Source organism: Oscillospiraceae bacterium, assembly GCA_015068525.1.
In the GTDB taxonomy this organism is placed as follows: domain Bacteria; phylum Bacillota; class Clostridia; order UMGS1840; family HGM11507; genus SIG450.
In genome coordinates, this window is sequence record SVKJ01000009.1 from 56,485 (window position 1) to 73,311 (window position 16,827).

The window sequence follows — 16,827 nt, forward strand, 5'->3', positions numbered from 1 at the left end:
GATGATTGATTTTCACTCGCACATTTTACCATATATGGATGATGGAGCACAAAATGTTGAGATGTCAGTAAAAATGCTTGAACTCTCTAAAAGGCAAGGAATTAATACCATCGTTGCAACACCCCACTTTTATATAAGAAAAGGAACTGTTTCGGACTTTCTTTTAAAAAGAGAGGACAGTTTCAATAAACTTAAAGAGTATATCGATAAGAATAATCCTGATGTTCCCGAAATTATTTTGGGAGCAGAAGTTGCATTCTCGGAAGAAATTCTTTCAGTTGATATAAGTAAACTTTGTATTGAAGGGACAAGTTATGTTCTTCTGGAACTTCCGTTTTCTTATTTCAACCAATGGATATATGATGAAATATACAATATGTCTATGAAAAATGGTGTAGACTTTATTTTAGCACATATTGAAAGATATGTAGGAAATAAGAATGATTTTTCGGCTGTCAAACCATTTTTTGATTTAGATATGCTTATTCAGGTTAATGCAGATACATTTATAGATAAGCATTTTAAAAAAACAATTCAGACTTTACTTAAAAAATACAGGATTGACCTTATCGGTTCAGATGCTCATAATCTTGAAAAAAGAGTGTCTAATATGGATAAGGCGATAAAAATTATAAAAAAGAAATACGGCGAAAAAACATTGCAAAAAATTATGGACAACGGGAAAAAAATATTAAATAAATAGGTTGGTTGATTTATGAAAAATATATTACATAAACTTTTCTTGATGTTTGTTGATTTTTGTCTGGTTGTTGTTTCATACTTGCTTGTTATCCTTTTAATAAGAGAAGACTTTACTGATTTTATAAGAACACCGCAGGTTGCATACTCAGCCATGATAACAGGAATAGGAATTGTAATTGCTCTTAATGCAGTGGATTTCTACAGTTCTTTGTGGATGTACACAAGTGTAAGAGAGTACACACTTGGAATGTTGGCAGGTGTAGGTGCTGTGTCTATACTGGCAATAACATCAGGATTTTTCAAAGGATTCTTTTTACCTTATAAATACATAATTACGTCAGGCTTTGTCTCTTTGGTTTTTTCTATGGGACTCAGGGTATGTATAAAATTAACATATATGTTTATGGAAAACTACTTTAAAGAGAACAATGACGCCAAAACAAATCTGCTTATTATAGGAGCAGGTGATGCCGCAGCATTAGCAATAAGGGAAATAATAACAGATAAAAATTCAAATTACAATATTGTCGGTGCAGTTGATGACAATTTGAGAAAACGAGGAATGGTAATATACGGCATTAAAATTTTAGGCACACGTGATGATATTGTAAAAATATGTGAAGAAAAAAAGGTAAAAGAAATTTTACTTGCAATACCATCTATATCAGATGAAGATAGATATAACATTTTAAATATTTGTTCTGAAACTTCTTGTAAAATAAAAATTCTTCCTAAAAACTTAGGTATTTCAGGAAAAATTAAAGTTAAAACAGATGCAAGAAATATTCAGATAGAAGATTTACTATCCCGTGATGTTGTTAAACTGGATATAGAAGATATGTCAAGAGAATTAAAGGGTAAAACAATTCTGGTAACAGGCGGGGGAGGTTCTATCGGTTCGGAACTTTGCAGGCAGATAGCATCTTTTGAACCTAAAAAACTTGTTATTGTTGATATTTATGAAAATAACGCATACGATATTGAGAATGAACTTAAGTCAAAGTATCCTCAACTTAATATTAGTGTTTTAATTGCAAGTGTCAGGGATAAAGACAGGTTAGATAAAATTTTTGACCGTGAAAAGCCTGAAATAGTTTTTCATGCCGCAGCGCATAAACATGTTCCGCTTATGGAAGACTCTTCATCGGAAGCAGTTAAGAACAATGTTGTTGGAACGCTTAATGCCTGTCTTGTTGCAGATAAGCATAATGTTAAAAAATTCACTCTTATTTCTACCGATAAAGCAGTTAATCCTACAAATGTTATGGGCGCGTCAAAAAGAATTTGCGAAATGATAATTCAGGGAATAAATAATGTAAGCAAGACGAAGTTCGTTGCAGTTCGTTTCGGAAATGTTCTTGGAAGCAATGGCTCAGTTGTTCCGCTGTTTAAAAAACAGATTGAAAACGGCGGACCTGTTACTATTACCCATAAAGAAATAACAAGATATTTTATGACTATTCCTGAAGCGGCTCAACTTGTTATGGAAGCAGCAGTTTTTGCAAATGGCGGAGAAATATTTGTTCTTGATATGGGAAATCCGGTTAAGATTTATGATTTGGCGGAAAAAATGATAAAATTGTCAGGTCTTATCGTTGGGCAGGATATCGAAATTAAGGTTACAGGTTTAAGACCCGGAGAAAAACTTTACGAAGAACTTCTTATGGATGAAGAGGGACTTTCTTCTACTAAAAATCAAAAGATTTTTGTTGCGAAACCAAATGTAATAGATTTTGAAAAACTGACAAATGATATTGACATTTTGCTTTCCTATGCAAGAAACGAAGATACTGATAAACTTAAAAACAAACTAAAAGAAATTGTTCCGTCTTATAAGGAACCATCTTATGTTTAATACTGAAATGGGACTGTAAAAATGTTTTTACAGTCCCATTGATTTTGATATTAATGTATGGTAATATACCAATAGAGGTGATGGAATGGATATAAAGCATGAAATTATAGAACCGAATTTTACCGTAAGAGAAGCGGATAAATTTATTGATAATAATTATCACTGGCATCAGAGAATGGAATTTTTGTACGTTGAAAAAGGATATTGTAATGTAAATCTGCCAATGAAAAAGTACAGAATGGAAGCCGGAGATGTTATTTTTATTCACAGTGGCGAAATACATGAAATAAATTCTGCATCTTCCGAACTTAATGTTAAAATCTTTACATTCAATCCATCAATACTCCAACAGTTAAATATTGAATTTATATATATTACAAACTATATCAGCCAGAGTATGCAAAAAGATGCAAAAATAAGTGAAGTTATAAAATCTATTGTTGATGAAATATATGTAGAATATAAAGAGAAAAAGCATTTAAGTGACAGTATTATAATTTCTGATTTAATAAAACTATACAGTATTCTTGCACGGTATTTTGAAAACTCAGAAATGATGGAAAATAAAAACACAACTAAATTTAAAGTTTTTCAGGAGGCACTTGAATATATTTCTAAGAATTATACTGAAAGTATATCTTTAAAATCTGTGGCTGAGAAAATAAACTACTGTGAATCGTATGTGTCAACATTGTTTGTTGCCTTTACAGGAGTAAATTTTAAAACTTATATTGATACTATACGAATAAAACATGCTGTTGATTTGCTTAAAAAAACTGACAATACAATAGCGTATATTGCTTCTGAATGTGGCTATGAAAATTTAAAAACCTTTAATAATACTTTTAAAAGAATTACTAATAAAACCCCAAGTGAATTCAGAGAAAAAAACTTATAGAGTGGCTTTGTTCCACTCTTTTTTATTGTGAATACAACAAGGCTTTTTAAAAAACTTGCAAATTTAATTGCACCCGTATTTTGCAAGACTGTGTTTTAAAAAAATTTTTTTAAAATTCAAAAAAATTACTGGTATTTTCAAATAATTTACTTGTTGCATATCTTATTGTTATATAGAATGAAACTAAGATATAACATAGGAGGTGCTCTAAATGAGTAAAAATTACAAAGTTGTGTTCACAGCACAAAAAAAAGTTGAATTACAAGAATGTGAAATGCCGGTTGTAGGCGATGATGATATCCTTCTTAAGACAGAAGTTTCTCAAATAAGTACAGGAACAGAATTAACACTTTTAGAAGGTAATGTTGAGCCGGATTCACCATGGATGAATGATATTCATTATCCTCAGGATCCTGGTTACTCAAATGTAGGTAAGATTGTCAAAGTAGGTAAAAATGTATCTTCGGATTTAATCGGAAAAAGAATGTTAACTTTAGCCACACACACAATGTATTATACAATAAATAAAGACGATTATCAGCAAACTATGTTTATTCCTGACTCGGTAAAATCAGAAGAAGCAGTTTTTGGAATTATTGCACAGATTACAATGGGAAGCGTACGTTTTTCAGGTTTAAGACCTGGTGATGCTTGTGTAGTATACGGTGCTGGTTTAATTGGTCAGTTAGTTGCAAGACTTGCAAAATGTGCAGGTTCAACAAGAGTGTTTGTTTGCGATATATCTGATTTACGTCTTGATAAACTTCCTGATGACCCATGTTTTGTAAAAATCAATACTTTAAAAGAAAATGCAGCTGAAATTGTTAAGAATAATACGAAATTTAACGAAGGCGCTGCTGTTGTATTTGAAACTACAAGTAATCCGAAACTTGTAAGTGATGAAATAGCATGCTTGGGTAAAAGAGGAAAACTTATTATTACAAGCAGTCCTAAGGGAAAAGCACTTGTTGATTTAGAATATTGTAACCGTATGGGTATATCTATACTCGGAGCACACAACTCTGCTGTACATACACAAAACGAAGTTAACGGAGATCCTTGGACAAGAAGAAGAGATTCAGAATACTTTATTGAACTTCTTGAAAAGAATCAAACCACTGCATCGGAAATGATAACTCATAAATGCAGTTTCAAAGATGTTGTAAGTATGTATGAAATGCTTATGGAAGACAGAACTCAGGCTTTGGCTGTAAATATAAACTGGGAGGACTAATATGCTTAAAATAGGTATAATAGGCGCAGGTGCAATATCCGAATGCCATATAGAATCTTATATTAAAAACCCGGAAGTTAAGTTATGTGCAATATGCGATGTAAATGAAAATACTGCTAAATTAAGAGCTGAAAAATATTCTATTTCAAAGTATTATTCAGATTATAAAGATATTCTTGATGATGAAAGCATTGATGCTGTAAGTATTGTTACACCGACTTTTACTCATAAGAACATTGTTATTGAAGCACTTAAAAAAGGTAAACATGTGCTTTGTGAAAAACCACCTGCAATGAATTATGAAGAAGCATTGGAATGTGAAAAGACTGCTAAAGAAACAGGTAAGATATTAATGTATGCTTTTGTAGTAAGATTTTCCAAAGAAGTTAAATTTATGAAGGAATACATTGATTCCGGTAAAATGGGCGAAATTTACTATGCCGAAGCATCCCGTATAAACAGATGTAATAAAATCGGCGGATGGTTTATAAACAAAGATAAAGCAGGCGGAGGCGCACTTATTGACGGTGCAATCCATGAAATTGATACTGCACTTTATCTTATGGGATATCCTAAGGCAACAAGTGTCAAAGGCTTTACAAGTCAGATAAATGAAAATCTTCCTGATATTGCAAAAGGTACAGGAGCAGGATGGATATCTTCCGATGTTAATTCTTATGAAAGAACTGTTGAAAGTCTTGCATCAGGTTATGTTCATTTTGATAACGGAGCGTGCCTGTATGTTAAAGCAAGTTGGGTTCTTAATACTATAAAAGAGGGCAGAAATGTTGAACTTAACGGAACAAAAGCAGGGCTGCAGTATAATGGCGCAAAGATAGATATGATTGAACTTTCTGATACAGGTTACTTTATGGAAACATCGCCTCAACTTAATGATACAGTTGACTTGTTTGATGGTGAAATAAATCACTTTGTTGGCTGTTGCTTGGGTAAAGAAGAATTAATCTGTACCCCTGAGCAAGGTACTGAAATTATGAAAATAATAACCGGAATATATGAATCTGCAAGAACAGGTAAAGAAGTAATTTTTTAATTCACAATACAGAATGGACGTTTTAGGGACAGACCCCAAAACGTCCATTTAGCTTTTTGTAAGGTTTTTATAAATTTTTTTCATATATAATTGGCTGTATTTGTTTGTCATCTAAAGCAAAAGATAAGGTATCGCATATTTTAGTCATATCTGCAACTACGGAACGCGGTTTCTTATAAGGATCATCCTGATTGAAAGGAACAAAATATATTCCTTTGTAATTTAACAGATTCCCGATGTTTTTGCACGCATTTCCCAAACCATCATTAGTTGATACAGCCAGTATGACAGGTTTTGCGTTTCTTAAAGTTGCTTTTACTGCCATTGTAACCGAGGTGTCGGTAACGCCTGAAGAAAGTTTTGCAAGGGTGTTCCCTGTGCAAGGTGCAACTATAAGAGCGTCAAGTAAGTTTTTTGGCCCTATTGGTTCTGCCTCATAAATGGTTTTTATAACCTTTTTTTCACATATCGTTTCAATCTCATTTGTAAAATCCCTTGCCTTTCCAAATCTTGTATCAGTTTTTGAAACATTCTCTGAAAGTATGGGTATAACATTATATCCCATATTTTTTACATTTTTTATTTCAGGAAGGATTTTTTTAAAGGTACAATAAGACCCTGTAAGAGCAAAACCGACGGTTAAATTCCCCATATTTTTACCCCCAGTTCACTTAGTATGTTATTGATAGTGTTTTTGATTATCTTACCTGCCGTTTCAGGTGCAACTTTTCCGGGCAAAGATAATGCGTGAATAACCTTTAAATTTAAAAGGTGCGCATATTTAAAGTCTACACCTCCGGGTTTTGACGCAAGGTCAATTATAACGGCATTTTTTTTAACCCTTTTTAAACATTCTTCGTCTATTACCGTAAAAGGTATGGTATTAAAAATAATATCGTATTTATTTATGTTGTCACATATATTTTGTGTTTTGATTTTTTTATATGAAAAGCAGTCAATCCAGGATAAATCCTCTGTTTTCCTTGCACTTACTGTAACGAAAGCGCCAAGAGAGGCTAATGCTTTGGAAAGTATTTTTCCTATTCTTCCAAAACCTGTAACAAGTACATTGGCTCCATGCAAGGTGTAGGGCGTTTCGTTTATTGCAATAGACAATGCACCCTCTACAGTCGGAATGACATTTTCAATATTAAGTTCTTCTCTTACTCCATAATCAAAGTTTAAAACATCTTTGTCTGTTAATGATTTTTCTATATCTTTTGAAATAATTCCTCCGAATACAATTTTTGAAGAATCAAGACAATTTATAATTTCGGAAATTTTTATATCTTCCTCAGAATAGGGTGCGCTTAGAAATACATTATCCCTTGATATTGGAATTCCCATAATTATAATATCGTTATCTTTTATTGCATCTTTTAAGTCGTTATATATAAAAAATGGTACGAAAGGAGTATTTTTGTCAAAACCGTAAACAGAAACATCAAATCCGTCTTTTTTAAATTCTGATGCAACTGTAAACTGCCTTAAATCCCCTCCGAGAATAAGAATTTTTTTGTTCAAATATTAAGCACCTCCGCCCGATGAATAAAAAATAATAAGATAATCTGTTATTATTTTATGATTTTTACATTTAATGGTGCTTTTATTTTGGAGTTAAGAAACAATTTTACCACTTTGCAGGATATTGCATTTATAATTATTTTGTTATATAATAGAAAAAGTAATTATAAGGAGTTTTATAATGATAGAAAAAATTCTTTTTAAAAATCAGGATTTGGAATATAAAAAGTTTCACACAAAACTTATGCCGGGTATTTCCCCTGACAAAGTTATAGGGGTACGTATACCGATTTTAAGAAAAATCACAAAAGAATACTACGATGCCCTGATAAGAGAAAAATTTTTAAATAAACTTCCGCATAACTATTATGAAGAAAATAATCTTCATGCTTTTTTAATAGCCGAAATAAAAGATTATGACAATTGTATAAAAGAAGTTGATTTATTTTTGCCCTTTGTAGATAACTGGGCAACCTGCGACTCACTCAGACCTAAATGCTTTAAGAAGAATACTGATAAATTGATTTGTAAAATAGATAAGTGGCTTAAATCAGAGCATACATATACTGTCCGTTTTGGGATAGAAATGCTTATGGTGCACTTTTTGGATAATAATTTTAAAAAAGAGTATTTAAAAAAAGTTTCTCAAATCAAAAGTGATGAGTATTATGTAAATATGATGATTGCCTGGTATTTTGCAACTGCTCTTTTTAAAAGATGGGAGGAAACTTTTCCTTATATAAAAGAAAATAAACTTGATATGTGGGTACATAATAAAACCATTCAGAAAGCGATTGAAAGTTACAGAATATCAGATGAGAAAAAAGTGATTTTAAGAAAATTAAAAGTTTGAAACTTAATGTTGAAAAAAATGCAAAAAAATGATACAATGATAGAAAAAGAGGAGAAACAATGTTCGTTTATTTTGATAACAGTGCTACGACAAAAACATATAAAAAAGTTAATGAAGAAATGCTTTTAATGCTTGAGAATGATTTCGGCAATCCGTCTTCCCTTCACAATATGGGGCTAAGAGCAGAAAAAAAGGTTGAGTTTGCAAGAGATAATCTTTCTAAAGCATTAGGGTGTGATGCATCAACGCTTGTTTTTACATCAGGAGGGACAGAGGCTAACAATCTTTGTGTTACAGGGTATTTGAAAAGGAATAAACACGCGGGCAAAAAGATTATCACAACAAGTATTGAGCATGCATCTGTTGCCACTCAGTTTGATTTGTTAAAAGAGCAAGGTTATGATGTAAAGATAATAAATTTCGATAAAGATAAAGGCTTTGATTATGACGCTTTGGAAAATGAGATTGATAACAACACAGCTTTAGTAAGCGTAATGCATGTTAATAATGAAACAGGTTATATATTTGATATAAAAAGAATAAGAGAAAGTATAAATAAAAAAAACAGGAATACATTGCTTCATTGTGACTGTGTCCAGTCTTTTATGAAAGTTCCTTTTAAAATCAAGGATCTGGGTGCCGATATGGTATCGGTAAGTTCTCATAAAATCAACGGACCTAAAGGTGTAGGCGCTGCGTATATTAAAAAAGGTGTTCTGGTTTCACCGATTTTTTATGGTGGAGGTCAGGAACAGGGCTTAAGGAATGGAACTGAAAATACTGTAGGGATATACGGCTTCGGTGTAGCGATAGCGGAGCATCTTAAAACGATGGATGAAGATATATTAAATATGCAGAAAATAAAAGAATATCTTTATTGTAAATTTTCAAAAATGGATAAAGTTCATATAAACACTGATATTAAAAATTCATCGTGTCACATATTAAATGTATCATTTTTAAACTTACGTTCAGAAATTCTTCTTCATACTTTTGAGGGCAAAGATATATATGTTTCAAGTGGTTCTGCTTGTTCTTCCAATTATTCAGGTAAGAAAAAAATTCTTGAAATTATGGGATATGATAAATCTGTATATGACGGTGCAATCCGTTTCAGTTTTGATTCTTTAAATACATTGGAACAAGCCGAATATGCTTTTAATGTTATAGAAAAAGAGGTTGAAATATTAAGAAAGAGGTTAAGGGTATAAATGAACGAAGTACTAATTATAAAATACGGGGAAATCATCTTAAAAGGTTTAAATCGTCCCGTATTTGAGGACAGACTCTTTAAAATTATAAGAAGAAGGCTTAAAGACCTTGGCGAATTTAAAATTACTAAATTTCAGGCAGCTGTCTATATAGAGGCAAAAGAAGATTGCTTTGATTATGACGAAGCGGTAGAAAGGCTAAAAAAAGTTTTTGGTATTTTGTATATCTGTCGGGCAAAAAAATGCGAAAAAGAAATGGAAGCTGTTAAAACACAAGCGCTTTTATCATACGAAGAAGCGTATAGTGAGGGGAAAACTTTTAAAATAGAAGTAAAAAGGCAGGATAAGAGATTTCCTCATAAATCTCCTGAAATACAAAAGATGGTTGGAGATGCTATCTTTGAAAAGCATTATAAAACTGCTAAAGTTGATGTAAAAAATCCTGATATTTCAGTTATGATTGAAATAAGGGAAGAAGGCGCTTATGTTTATGCCAAAAGGGAAAAAGGTCCCGGAGGTCTTCCCGTTGGAATAAATGGTAAATGTGCATTGATGCTGTCAGGCGGAATTGATTCGCCAGTAGCGGGTTATATGATTGCAAAAAGAGGGGTTGAACTTATAGGAGTTCACTTCCATTCTTATCCTTACACATCGGAAAGAGCGAAGGAAAAGGTTATTACTCTGGCAAAGAAACTTAGTGAATATGCAGGAAGAATTGAACTTTTTGTTGTTCCTTTTACTGATATTCAACTTATGATAAACGAAAAAGCCGAGAATGATATGCTTGTTCTTTTAATGAGAAGATATATGATGCGTATAGCCGAAAGAATAGCAGAAGAAAACGGTGCAAAAGCGATTGTAACAGGCGAAAGTCTTGGTCAGGTTGCGTCGCAGACAATAGAAAGTATGACTGTGACGAATGAAGTGGTAAGTATGCCGGTGTTTCGTCCTTTGATAGGAATGGATAAAGAAGAAATAACTTTGATTTCCAGAAAAATTGATACTTTTGAAACATCAATCCAGCCTTATGAAGATTGTTGTACGGTTTTTGTTCCAAAGCATCCTAAAACCAAACCTCGTGTTTCGGAAATAAGAGAAGAAGAATTAAAACTTTCTGATATGGATAAACTTTTAGAAGAAGCAATTAAAAATACTGAAAAGATTATAATAACACGAGGTAATTAGTTTATGATTTGCGAGATAATTTCAGTTGGCACTGAGGTTGTTATGGGTGATATAATAGATACCAATGCGCCCTATCTTTCTAAAGAACTTGTTTCGTTGGGGATTGACACGATGTACAGAACAAGTGTTAAAGATGATGATAAGACAATTTTAGAAGTTTTGAATATAGCCAAAAAAAGAGCTGATTTAATTATAACAATCGGAGGACTTGGTCCGACCTATGACGATTTTACTAAGGAAGAAGTAGCAAAAGTAAATGGCTTGAAACTTGTTCGTTCTGATAAGGCAGAACAAAAAATCAGAGATTATTTTGACAAAACGGGCAGGAAAATGACTGATAATAATTTAAGACAAGCCGATATAATTGAGGGAAGTTTGGCAATAGATAATGATAATGGCACAGCGCCAGGGATTCTTCTTGAAAAAGATAATAAAATTTTTATTTTGTTTCCCGGACCTCCTAACGAACTTATACCAATGTTTGAAAATAAAGTAAAACCTTATCTTAAAGATAAGACAGGTAAGTGTATTTTAGAAAGATGTATTAAACTTTCAGGGATAGGCGAGTCTTATGTCGAAGAAGAACTTAAAGATTTAATTGACAAGGATGAAAAAATTATTATTGCAACTTATGCCAAAGTCGGAGAAGTTCATATTAAAATAACAAGCGAAGGTAAAACCAAACAAGAAGCGGAAGAAAAAATGAAACCGTATTTTGAAAAAATAGAAATTCGTTTTTCTAAATATGTGTATGGATATGATGACGATACTCTTCCTAAAAAAGTTGTCGAGTACCTGAAAGATAAAAATCTTAAAGTCGCTTTTTGTGAGTCCTGCACAGGAGGGTATATATCAAAAACTATTACCGATGTTCCCGGAGCATCTGATGTGTTTGACTGTGGGATGGTAACCTATTCCAATGAGATTAAAACACGCCTTGCCGGTGTTTCGCCGATTGCTCTTAAAAACAACGGTGCAGTATCCGAAGAAGTTGCAACTCAGATGGCAAAAGGAATACGAACTCTCGCAAAAGCAGATATAGGTATAAGTGTTACGGGAATTGCAGGTCCCGGCGGAGGTACCGAAGAAAAACCTGTAGGGCTTGTATATATGGGAATATCCACTAAAAATACAACAGTTACAAAAAAACTTAATTTCAGGGGCAACCGTGAAAAAATAAGACTTTCAACAGTTAACGCTGTGATGTCAACTTTAATAGAATATTTAAAATAGGCACACTTTTGTGTCAAAGAAAGAAGGTAAATAATAATGGCTGAAACAGAAAAAAAGAAAGCACTGGATGCGGCACTTTTACAAATAGAAAAGCAATTTGGTAAAGGCGCTATTATGCGTCTTGGTCAGAATTCAGGTATGAGTGTAGAGGTTATTCCGACAGGTATATTATCAGTCGATATTGCAACAGGAGTGGGCGGAGTTCCAAGAGGAAGAATAGTTGAACTTTACGGTCAGGAATCTTCGGGTAAAACAACAGTTGCGCTACATATTATAGCAGAAACTCAGAAAATGGGCGGAGAAGCAGCTTTTATAGATGCTGAGCATGCTCTTGACCCTGTTTATGCTGAACAACTTGGGGTTGATATTGACTCACTTTTAGTATCTCAGCCTGATAACGGAGAACAGGCTTTAGAAATTGCAGAAGCACTTATAAGAAGTAACGCTATAGATATTATAGTTATTGACTCAGTTGCAGCACTTGTTCCTAAAGATGAAATTGACGGCGAAATGACAGATATTAAAATGGGACTTCATGCAAGACTTATGTCTAAAGCAATGAGAAAATTAACAAGTGTTATCAGTAAATCAAAAACAACCGCTATTTTTATTAATCAGTTAAGAGAAAAAATGTCAACAGGATTTTCTTACGGTCCTACTGAAACTACAACAGGCGGTAAAGCACTTAAGTTCTATTCCACAATGAGAATGGAAGTAAGAAGAATTGAAGCAATAAAAGACGGTGGAGAACTAAAAGGAAACCGTGTTAAAGTTAAAATGGTTAAAAATAAAGTCGCGCCTCCTTTCAAAGAAGCAGAATTTGACCTTATGTTTGGTCAGGGAGCATCTAAATCAGGCTGTCTTATTGACTATGCTGTTAAAGGTGATATAGTCCAGAAAAGTGGTGCATGGTTTAATTACGGCGACACAAAAATCGGGCAGGGCAGAGAAAATGCAAAACGTTTCATTGAAGAAAACCCTGAAATTTACGCTGAAATTGAAGAAAAAGTTCGCGCAATGTTTATAGAGGATAAAAGCAAAGACGGCGAAGAAGAATAATATAATTGGAAATTGGGAATTTGGAGTGCTAAGTAAAAGGCAAAATTGATGTATAGCATAATTTTGCCTTCCTTCATTTCGCATTTCGCACTTCGAATTTCGAATTTTCTTTCATTCCTAATTGAAATAATCTTTTTTTCCAAAAAATATAAAAAAATGCTTGACTTATTATATTATGTGTGATATACTATTTTTGCCTTATGGAAAAAGGTCTTTTTTTATTGTGCCTTTTTCTACAAATTAACCTATGGAGGTGTAACTAATGAGAGTTAAAATTACATTAGCATGTTCAGAATGCAAACAGAGAAATTATGACAAAATCAAAAACAAAAAGAATACCCCTGACAGAATTGAACTTAACAAATACTGCAAATTCTGTAAGAAACACACACTACACAAGGAAACAAAATAGTTTGTGTTCCATTTTAATGTAAGGAGTGTATAAGTTATGATGCAAAAAGCCGGAACTAAAAAAGAAAATAGATTAGTTAAATCAATAAAAGGTACTAAATCAGAATTCAAAAAAATAGTTTGGCCTTCATGGAAACAACTTGTAAATAACACATTGATTGTTATTGCCTTCGTTGTAATATTCAGCGTTTTAATTGCATTACTTGATGTTTTATTCAAGTTCTCTTTTGTACAATGGTTTACAAAATAATAAGGAGGACAGTTAATACTGTAAGTTGTTATGGAAAATGCTAAATGGTATGTTATTCACACTTATTCAGGCTATGAGAATAAGGTGAAAACAAATATAGAAAAAACAGTTGAAAACCGTGAACTTCAGGATAAAATTCTGGAAGTAAGACTTCCTGAAGAAGATGTCGTTGAGGTTAAAGACGGTGTTTCTAAAGAATCAAGAAGAAAGCTTTTCCCTGGTTACCTGTTTGTTAAAATGGTAATGGATAACGAAACATGGTATATTGTAAGGAACACAAGAGGGGTTACAAGTTTTGTAGGCCCTGGTTCCAAACCGGTTCCTCTTACCGATGAGGAAATTGAAAATCTTTGTCTTGAAGAACAAACTTTTGAACTTGATTTCGGAGTTGGTGACAGTGTCAGAATTACTGATGGTCCGCTTACTGACTTTATCGGAGAAGTTCAGTCTGTCGATGAAGAAAATCATAAATTTGTAGTTATGGTTTCTATGTTTGGCAGAGAAACTCCTGTCGAACTTGAATACGGACAGGCAGAAGTACTTTAATTTTAGTTAAATATGCTTTTTAAAAGCGTGTTTATATAGGTTGTATTTCCAAGAGGGAAATGCAGTGGGAGGGTTTAAGAAATCTACCCGAAATTTACCACAGTTTTTAATGGAGGTGTATTACCGTGGCACAGAAAGTTACGGGCTTTATTAAGCTTCAAATCGAAGCAGGAAAAGCAAATCCTGCTCCACCGGTTGGTCCTGCTCTTGGTCAACATGGTGTTAACATTATGCAATTTTGTAAAGAGTTTAATGAAAAAACAAAAAATGATATGGGTCTTGTAATCCCTGTAGTTATTACAGTATATCAGGACAGATCTTTCAGTTTTATCACAAAAACTCCACCGGCTGCAGTGCTTCTTAAGAAAGCATGTAAGATTGACAGCGGTTCTGGTGTACCTAACAAAACTAAGGTTGCTACCATCAGTTCTGAAGAAGTTAGAAAAATTGCAGAACAAAAAATGCCTGACTTAAACGCTGCAAATATCGAATCTGCTATGAGCATGATTGCAGGTACAGCAAGAAGTATGGGTATCGTTGTCAAAGACTAATTAAAGTCAGTCGAAAAGTGGGAGGGGTAACCCCCGAATTTTAACCACAAAGGAGGTTTTTTAAATGAAAAGAGGAAAAAATTATCAAGAAAGTGCAAAACTTATTGATGGAGCAAAACTATATGATGTTGAAGAAGCATGTTCATTAGTTGTAAGTGCTGCTAAAGCAAAATTTGATGAAACTGTTGAAGCACATATAAGACTTGGCGTTGACTCTCGTCATGCAGACCAACAGGTTAGAGGAGCAATCGTACTTCCTCACGGAACAGGTAAAGTGCCTAAAGTGTTGGTATTTGCTAAAGGCGATAAAGCCAAAGAAGCAGAAGAAAATGGTGCAGATTTCGTAGGTGCTGAAGAATTAGTTGCTAAAATTCAGGGCGAAAACTGGTTTGATTTTGACGTTATCGTTGCAACACCTGATATGATGGGTGTTGTTGGTAGAATAGGTAAAGTTTTAGGTCCTAAAGGTTTAATGCCTAACCCTAAAGCAGGTACTGTTACTATGGACGTTGCAAAAGCAATCGCTGAATTAAAAAGCGGTAAAATCGAATACCGTCTTGACAAAACAAACATTATTCACTGCCCAATCGGTAAAGTATCATTCGGTAAAGAAAAAATCGCTGATAACTTTAACGCATTAATCGGTGCTATTATCAAGGCTAAACCTGCTGCTGCAAAAGGTCAGTACTTAAAGAGTGTTGCAATTGCATCAACAATGGGACCTGGTATAAAAATAAATAACGCTAAATTAACAGATTAGTATTGACAAGATAAAGTTTGTCTGATATAATCAATATGTTATCAATCCGAAGACGATAGGTGGAGTATTCCGTAAATCCTATTGAGGAATGGCATTTAGTTTTAGTTTAACTACAATCCCTTTCTGAGTGTTTTCGGAAAGGGATTTTGTTTATATCAACACATCTTTTTACTGGAGGTGAAACGAATGGCAAGTGCAAAAATTTTAGAATCTAAAAAACAAGTTGTTGCAGAACTTAATGAAAAAATTAAAAACGCAACTGCAGGTGTTTTAGTTGATTACCAAGGCTTAACAGTTGAAGAAGATACTGACTTAAGAAGAAAATTAAGAGAAGCCGGCGTAGAATACAAAGTTATTAAAAACACACTTATCAAATTAGCATTACAGGGCACAGGCTTAGAAAACTTAAGCGAATGTTTGGAAAGACCAACTGCTTTAGCATTGGCAAATGATGAAGTAATCGCTGCAAAAGTTTTAGGTGACTATGCAAAAGGTAATGAAAAACTTGAAGTTAAAATGGGATTTTTAGACGGAGACGTTATGTCTAAAGACGAAGTTATTGCTTTAGGTAAAATTCCTGGCAAAGATACTCTTATTGCTCAGGTTGCATGCGGACTTAACTCACCACTTACAAAATTGGCTGTTGTTTTAGGTCAGGTTGCAGAAAAACAAGCTTCAGAAGAAGCGTAAATTTAAAAATTAAACTATAAAATAAAATTTTTGGAGGTAAAGAAAATGAGTGAAATTGTTACAAAAATCTTAGACGAAATCAAAGAATTAAAAGTTTTAGAATTAAACGAATTAGTAAAGGCTATTGAAGAAGAATTTGGTGTAAGCGCTGCTGCTATGGCTGTTGCTGCTCCTGCTGCTGGCGGTGCAGTTGCTGATGCTGGTGCTGAAAAAACTGAATTTGACGTTGTTATGACATCTTTTGGTGACAAGAAATTAGACGTTATCAAAGTTGTTAGAGAAATCACAGGCTTAGGCTTAAAAGAAGCTAAAGAAATGGTAGAAGGCGTTCCTGCTACTGTTAAAGAAGCAGCTTCTAAAGAAGACGCTGAAGCAATTAAAGAAAAATTAACTGCTGCAGGCGCTGCTGTTGAATTAAAATAATAATTTAACATTTAAGCCGTCGGATAACTTTCCGACGGCTTCAAACCCCTTTCCGAGTATGGAAAGGGGTTTTTGTAATTACAAAACGAATGGACGCAAAAGGGACAGACCCCATTCCGTCCTTTTTTTGGACGTTTTAGGGTCTGTCCCTTTTGCGTCCATTTTGATTATGAGTTAAAATGGAGGGAACGCATTTATGCGTTGTGCTAAAACGAAATGGATAATAAATGACGAATGATGAAAAATGAATAATTAATGTAGGAAACTTGTATAATAAAAATGGACTACCAAAAGAGTGAAAATATGATATAATATTTTCAGGAGAGTGAACACAATGGAAAGAAAAGTGAATTACACAAAGGAGTTCAAAATTCAAGCGTGTGAATTG

At 33.4% G+C, this 16,827-nt stretch carries 19 protein-coding genes; 17 read left to right on the top strand and 2 right to left on the bottom strand.

Annotation, left to right across the window (positions count from 1 at the left end; translation table 11 throughout):
* The first annotated feature begins 1 nt into the window (after nt 1).
* The 5 genes from E7419_04695 to E7419_04715 all read left to right on the top strand — a co-directional run bounded on the left by E7419_04695 (nt 2) and on the right by E7419_04715 (nt 5,743).
* Complete coding sequence (locus E7419_04695; protein MBE7014489.1) at nt 2–703, top strand: hypothetical protein; 702 nt, start codon at nt 2–4, stop codon at nt 701–703.
* Between the two features lie 12 nt (nt 704–715).
* Nucleotides 716–2,557 (top strand): polysaccharide biosynthesis protein, encoded by a 1,842-nt coding sequence (locus E7419_04700; GenBank protein ID MBE7014490.1) that lies wholly within the window; start codon nt 716–718, stop codon nt 2,555–2,557.
* A gap of 85 nt (nt 2,558–2,642) precedes the next feature.
* On the top strand, nt 2,643–3,455 hold the full coding sequence (locus tag E7419_04705; GenBank protein ID MBE7014491.1) for a helix-turn-helix domain-containing protein: 813 nt from the start codon (nt 2,643–2,645) through the stop codon (nt 3,453–3,455).
* Between the two features lie 211 nt (nt 3,456–3,666).
* Nucleotides 3,667–4,689: a zinc-binding alcohol dehydrogenase gene (locus E7419_04710; protein MBE7014492.1), complete on the top strand. Its 1,023-nt coding sequence runs from the start codon at nt 3,667–3,669 to the stop codon at nt 4,687–4,689.
* A 1-nt stretch (nt 4,690) separates the two neighbouring features.
* Nucleotides 4,691–5,743 carry a Gfo/Idh/MocA family oxidoreductase gene (locus tag E7419_04715; GenBank protein MBE7014493.1) on the top strand — a complete coding sequence of 351 codons (1,053 nt, stop codon included), beginning with the start codon at nt 4,691–4,693 and terminating at the stop codon, nt 5,741–5,743.
* A 67-nt stretch (nt 5,744–5,810) separates the two neighbouring features.
* Here the strand turns inward: E7419_04715 and E7419_04720 are convergent, their stop codons facing one another.
* Nucleotides 5,811–6,395 (bottom strand): dipicolinate synthase subunit B, encoded by a 585-nt coding sequence (locus E7419_04720; protein ID MBE7014494.1) that lies wholly within the window; start codon nt 6,393–6,395, stop codon nt 5,811–5,813.
* A complete protein-coding gene (gene dpsA / locus E7419_04725; GenBank protein MBE7014495.1) occupies nt 6,383–7,267 on the bottom strand; it encodes a dipicolinate synthase subunit DpsA in 885 nt (294 codons plus the stop codon). Before dpsA ends, E7419_04720 begins: the two co-directional genes overlap by 13 nt.
* Before the next feature lie 181 nt (nt 7,268–7,448).
* On the opposite strand from dpsA, the gene E7419_04730 reads away from it, so the two are divergent.
* The 12 genes from E7419_04730 (at nt 7,449) to E7419_04785 (ending at nt 16,439) form a co-directional block, all read left to right on the top strand.
* Nucleotides 7,449–8,120: a DNA alkylation repair protein gene (locus tag E7419_04730; GenBank protein ID MBE7014496.1), complete on the top strand. Its 672-nt coding sequence runs from the start codon at nt 7,449–7,451 to the stop codon at nt 8,118–8,120.
* Between the two features lie 59 nt (nt 8,121–8,179).
* Entirely contained in the window at nt 8,180–9,331 is a 1,152-nt protein-coding gene (locus tag E7419_04735) for a cysteine desulfurase (GenBank protein MBE7014497.1), read from the top strand.
* Nucleotides 9,332–10,516 carry a tRNA 4-thiouridine(8) synthase ThiI gene (thiI, locus tag E7419_04740; protein ID MBE7014498.1) on the top strand — a complete coding sequence of 395 codons (1,185 nt, stop codon included), beginning with the start codon at nt 9,332–9,334 and terminating at the stop codon, nt 10,514–10,516. It begins immediately after the preceding gene.
* A gap of 3 nt (nt 10,517–10,519) precedes the next feature.
* Nucleotides 10,520–11,749 (top strand): competence/damage-inducible protein A, encoded by a 1,230-nt coding sequence (locus tag E7419_04745; GenBank protein ID MBE7014499.1) that lies wholly within the window; start codon nt 10,520–10,522, stop codon nt 11,747–11,749.
* A 36-nt stretch (nt 11,750–11,785) separates the two neighbouring features.
* Nucleotides 11,786–12,808, top strand: coding sequence for a recombinase RecA (recA, locus tag E7419_04750; protein ID MBE7014500.1), 1,023 nt, complete (start codon nt 11,786–11,788; stop codon nt 12,806–12,808).
* 262 nt (nt 12,809–13,070) lie between these two features.
* The gene (gene rpmG / locus E7419_04755) at nt 13,071–13,220 is read left to right on the top strand and encodes a 50S ribosomal protein L33 (protein ID MBE7014501.1); all 150 of its coding nucleotides are present in this window, start codon (nt 13,071–13,073) and stop codon (nt 13,218–13,220) included.
* Between the two features lie 36 nt (nt 13,221–13,256).
* Nucleotides 13,257–13,469, top strand: coding sequence for a preprotein translocase subunit SecE (gene secE / locus E7419_04760; protein ID MBE7014502.1), 213 nt, complete (start codon nt 13,257–13,259; stop codon nt 13,467–13,469).
* 30 nt (nt 13,470–13,499) lie between these two features.
* Complete coding sequence (gene nusG, locus E7419_04765) at nt 13,500–14,015, top strand: transcription termination/antitermination protein NusG (GenBank protein MBE7014503.1); 516 nt, start codon at nt 13,500–13,502, stop codon at nt 14,013–14,015.
* A 125-nt stretch (nt 14,016–14,140) separates the two neighbouring features.
* Nucleotides 14,141–14,566 carry a 50S ribosomal protein L11 gene (gene rplK / locus E7419_04770; protein ID MBE7014504.1) on the top strand — a complete coding sequence of 142 codons (426 nt, stop codon included), beginning with the start codon at nt 14,141–14,143 and terminating at the stop codon, nt 14,564–14,566.
* A gap of 64 nt (nt 14,567–14,630) precedes the next feature.
* Complete coding sequence (locus tag E7419_04775; GenBank protein MBE7014505.1) at nt 14,631–15,326, top strand: 50S ribosomal protein L1; 696 nt, start codon at nt 14,631–14,633, stop codon at nt 15,324–15,326.
* Between the two features lie 186 nt (nt 15,327–15,512).
* Complete coding sequence (locus E7419_04780; GenBank protein MBE7014506.1) at nt 15,513–16,016, top strand: 50S ribosomal protein L10; 504 nt, start codon at nt 15,513–15,515, stop codon at nt 16,014–16,016.
* Between the two features lie 45 nt (nt 16,017–16,061).
* Nucleotides 16,062–16,439, top strand: coding sequence for a 50S ribosomal protein L7/L12 (locus E7419_04785; protein MBE7014507.1), 378 nt, complete (start codon nt 16,062–16,064; stop codon nt 16,437–16,439).
* The last annotated feature ends 388 nt before the right edge of the window (nt 16,440–16,827 follow it).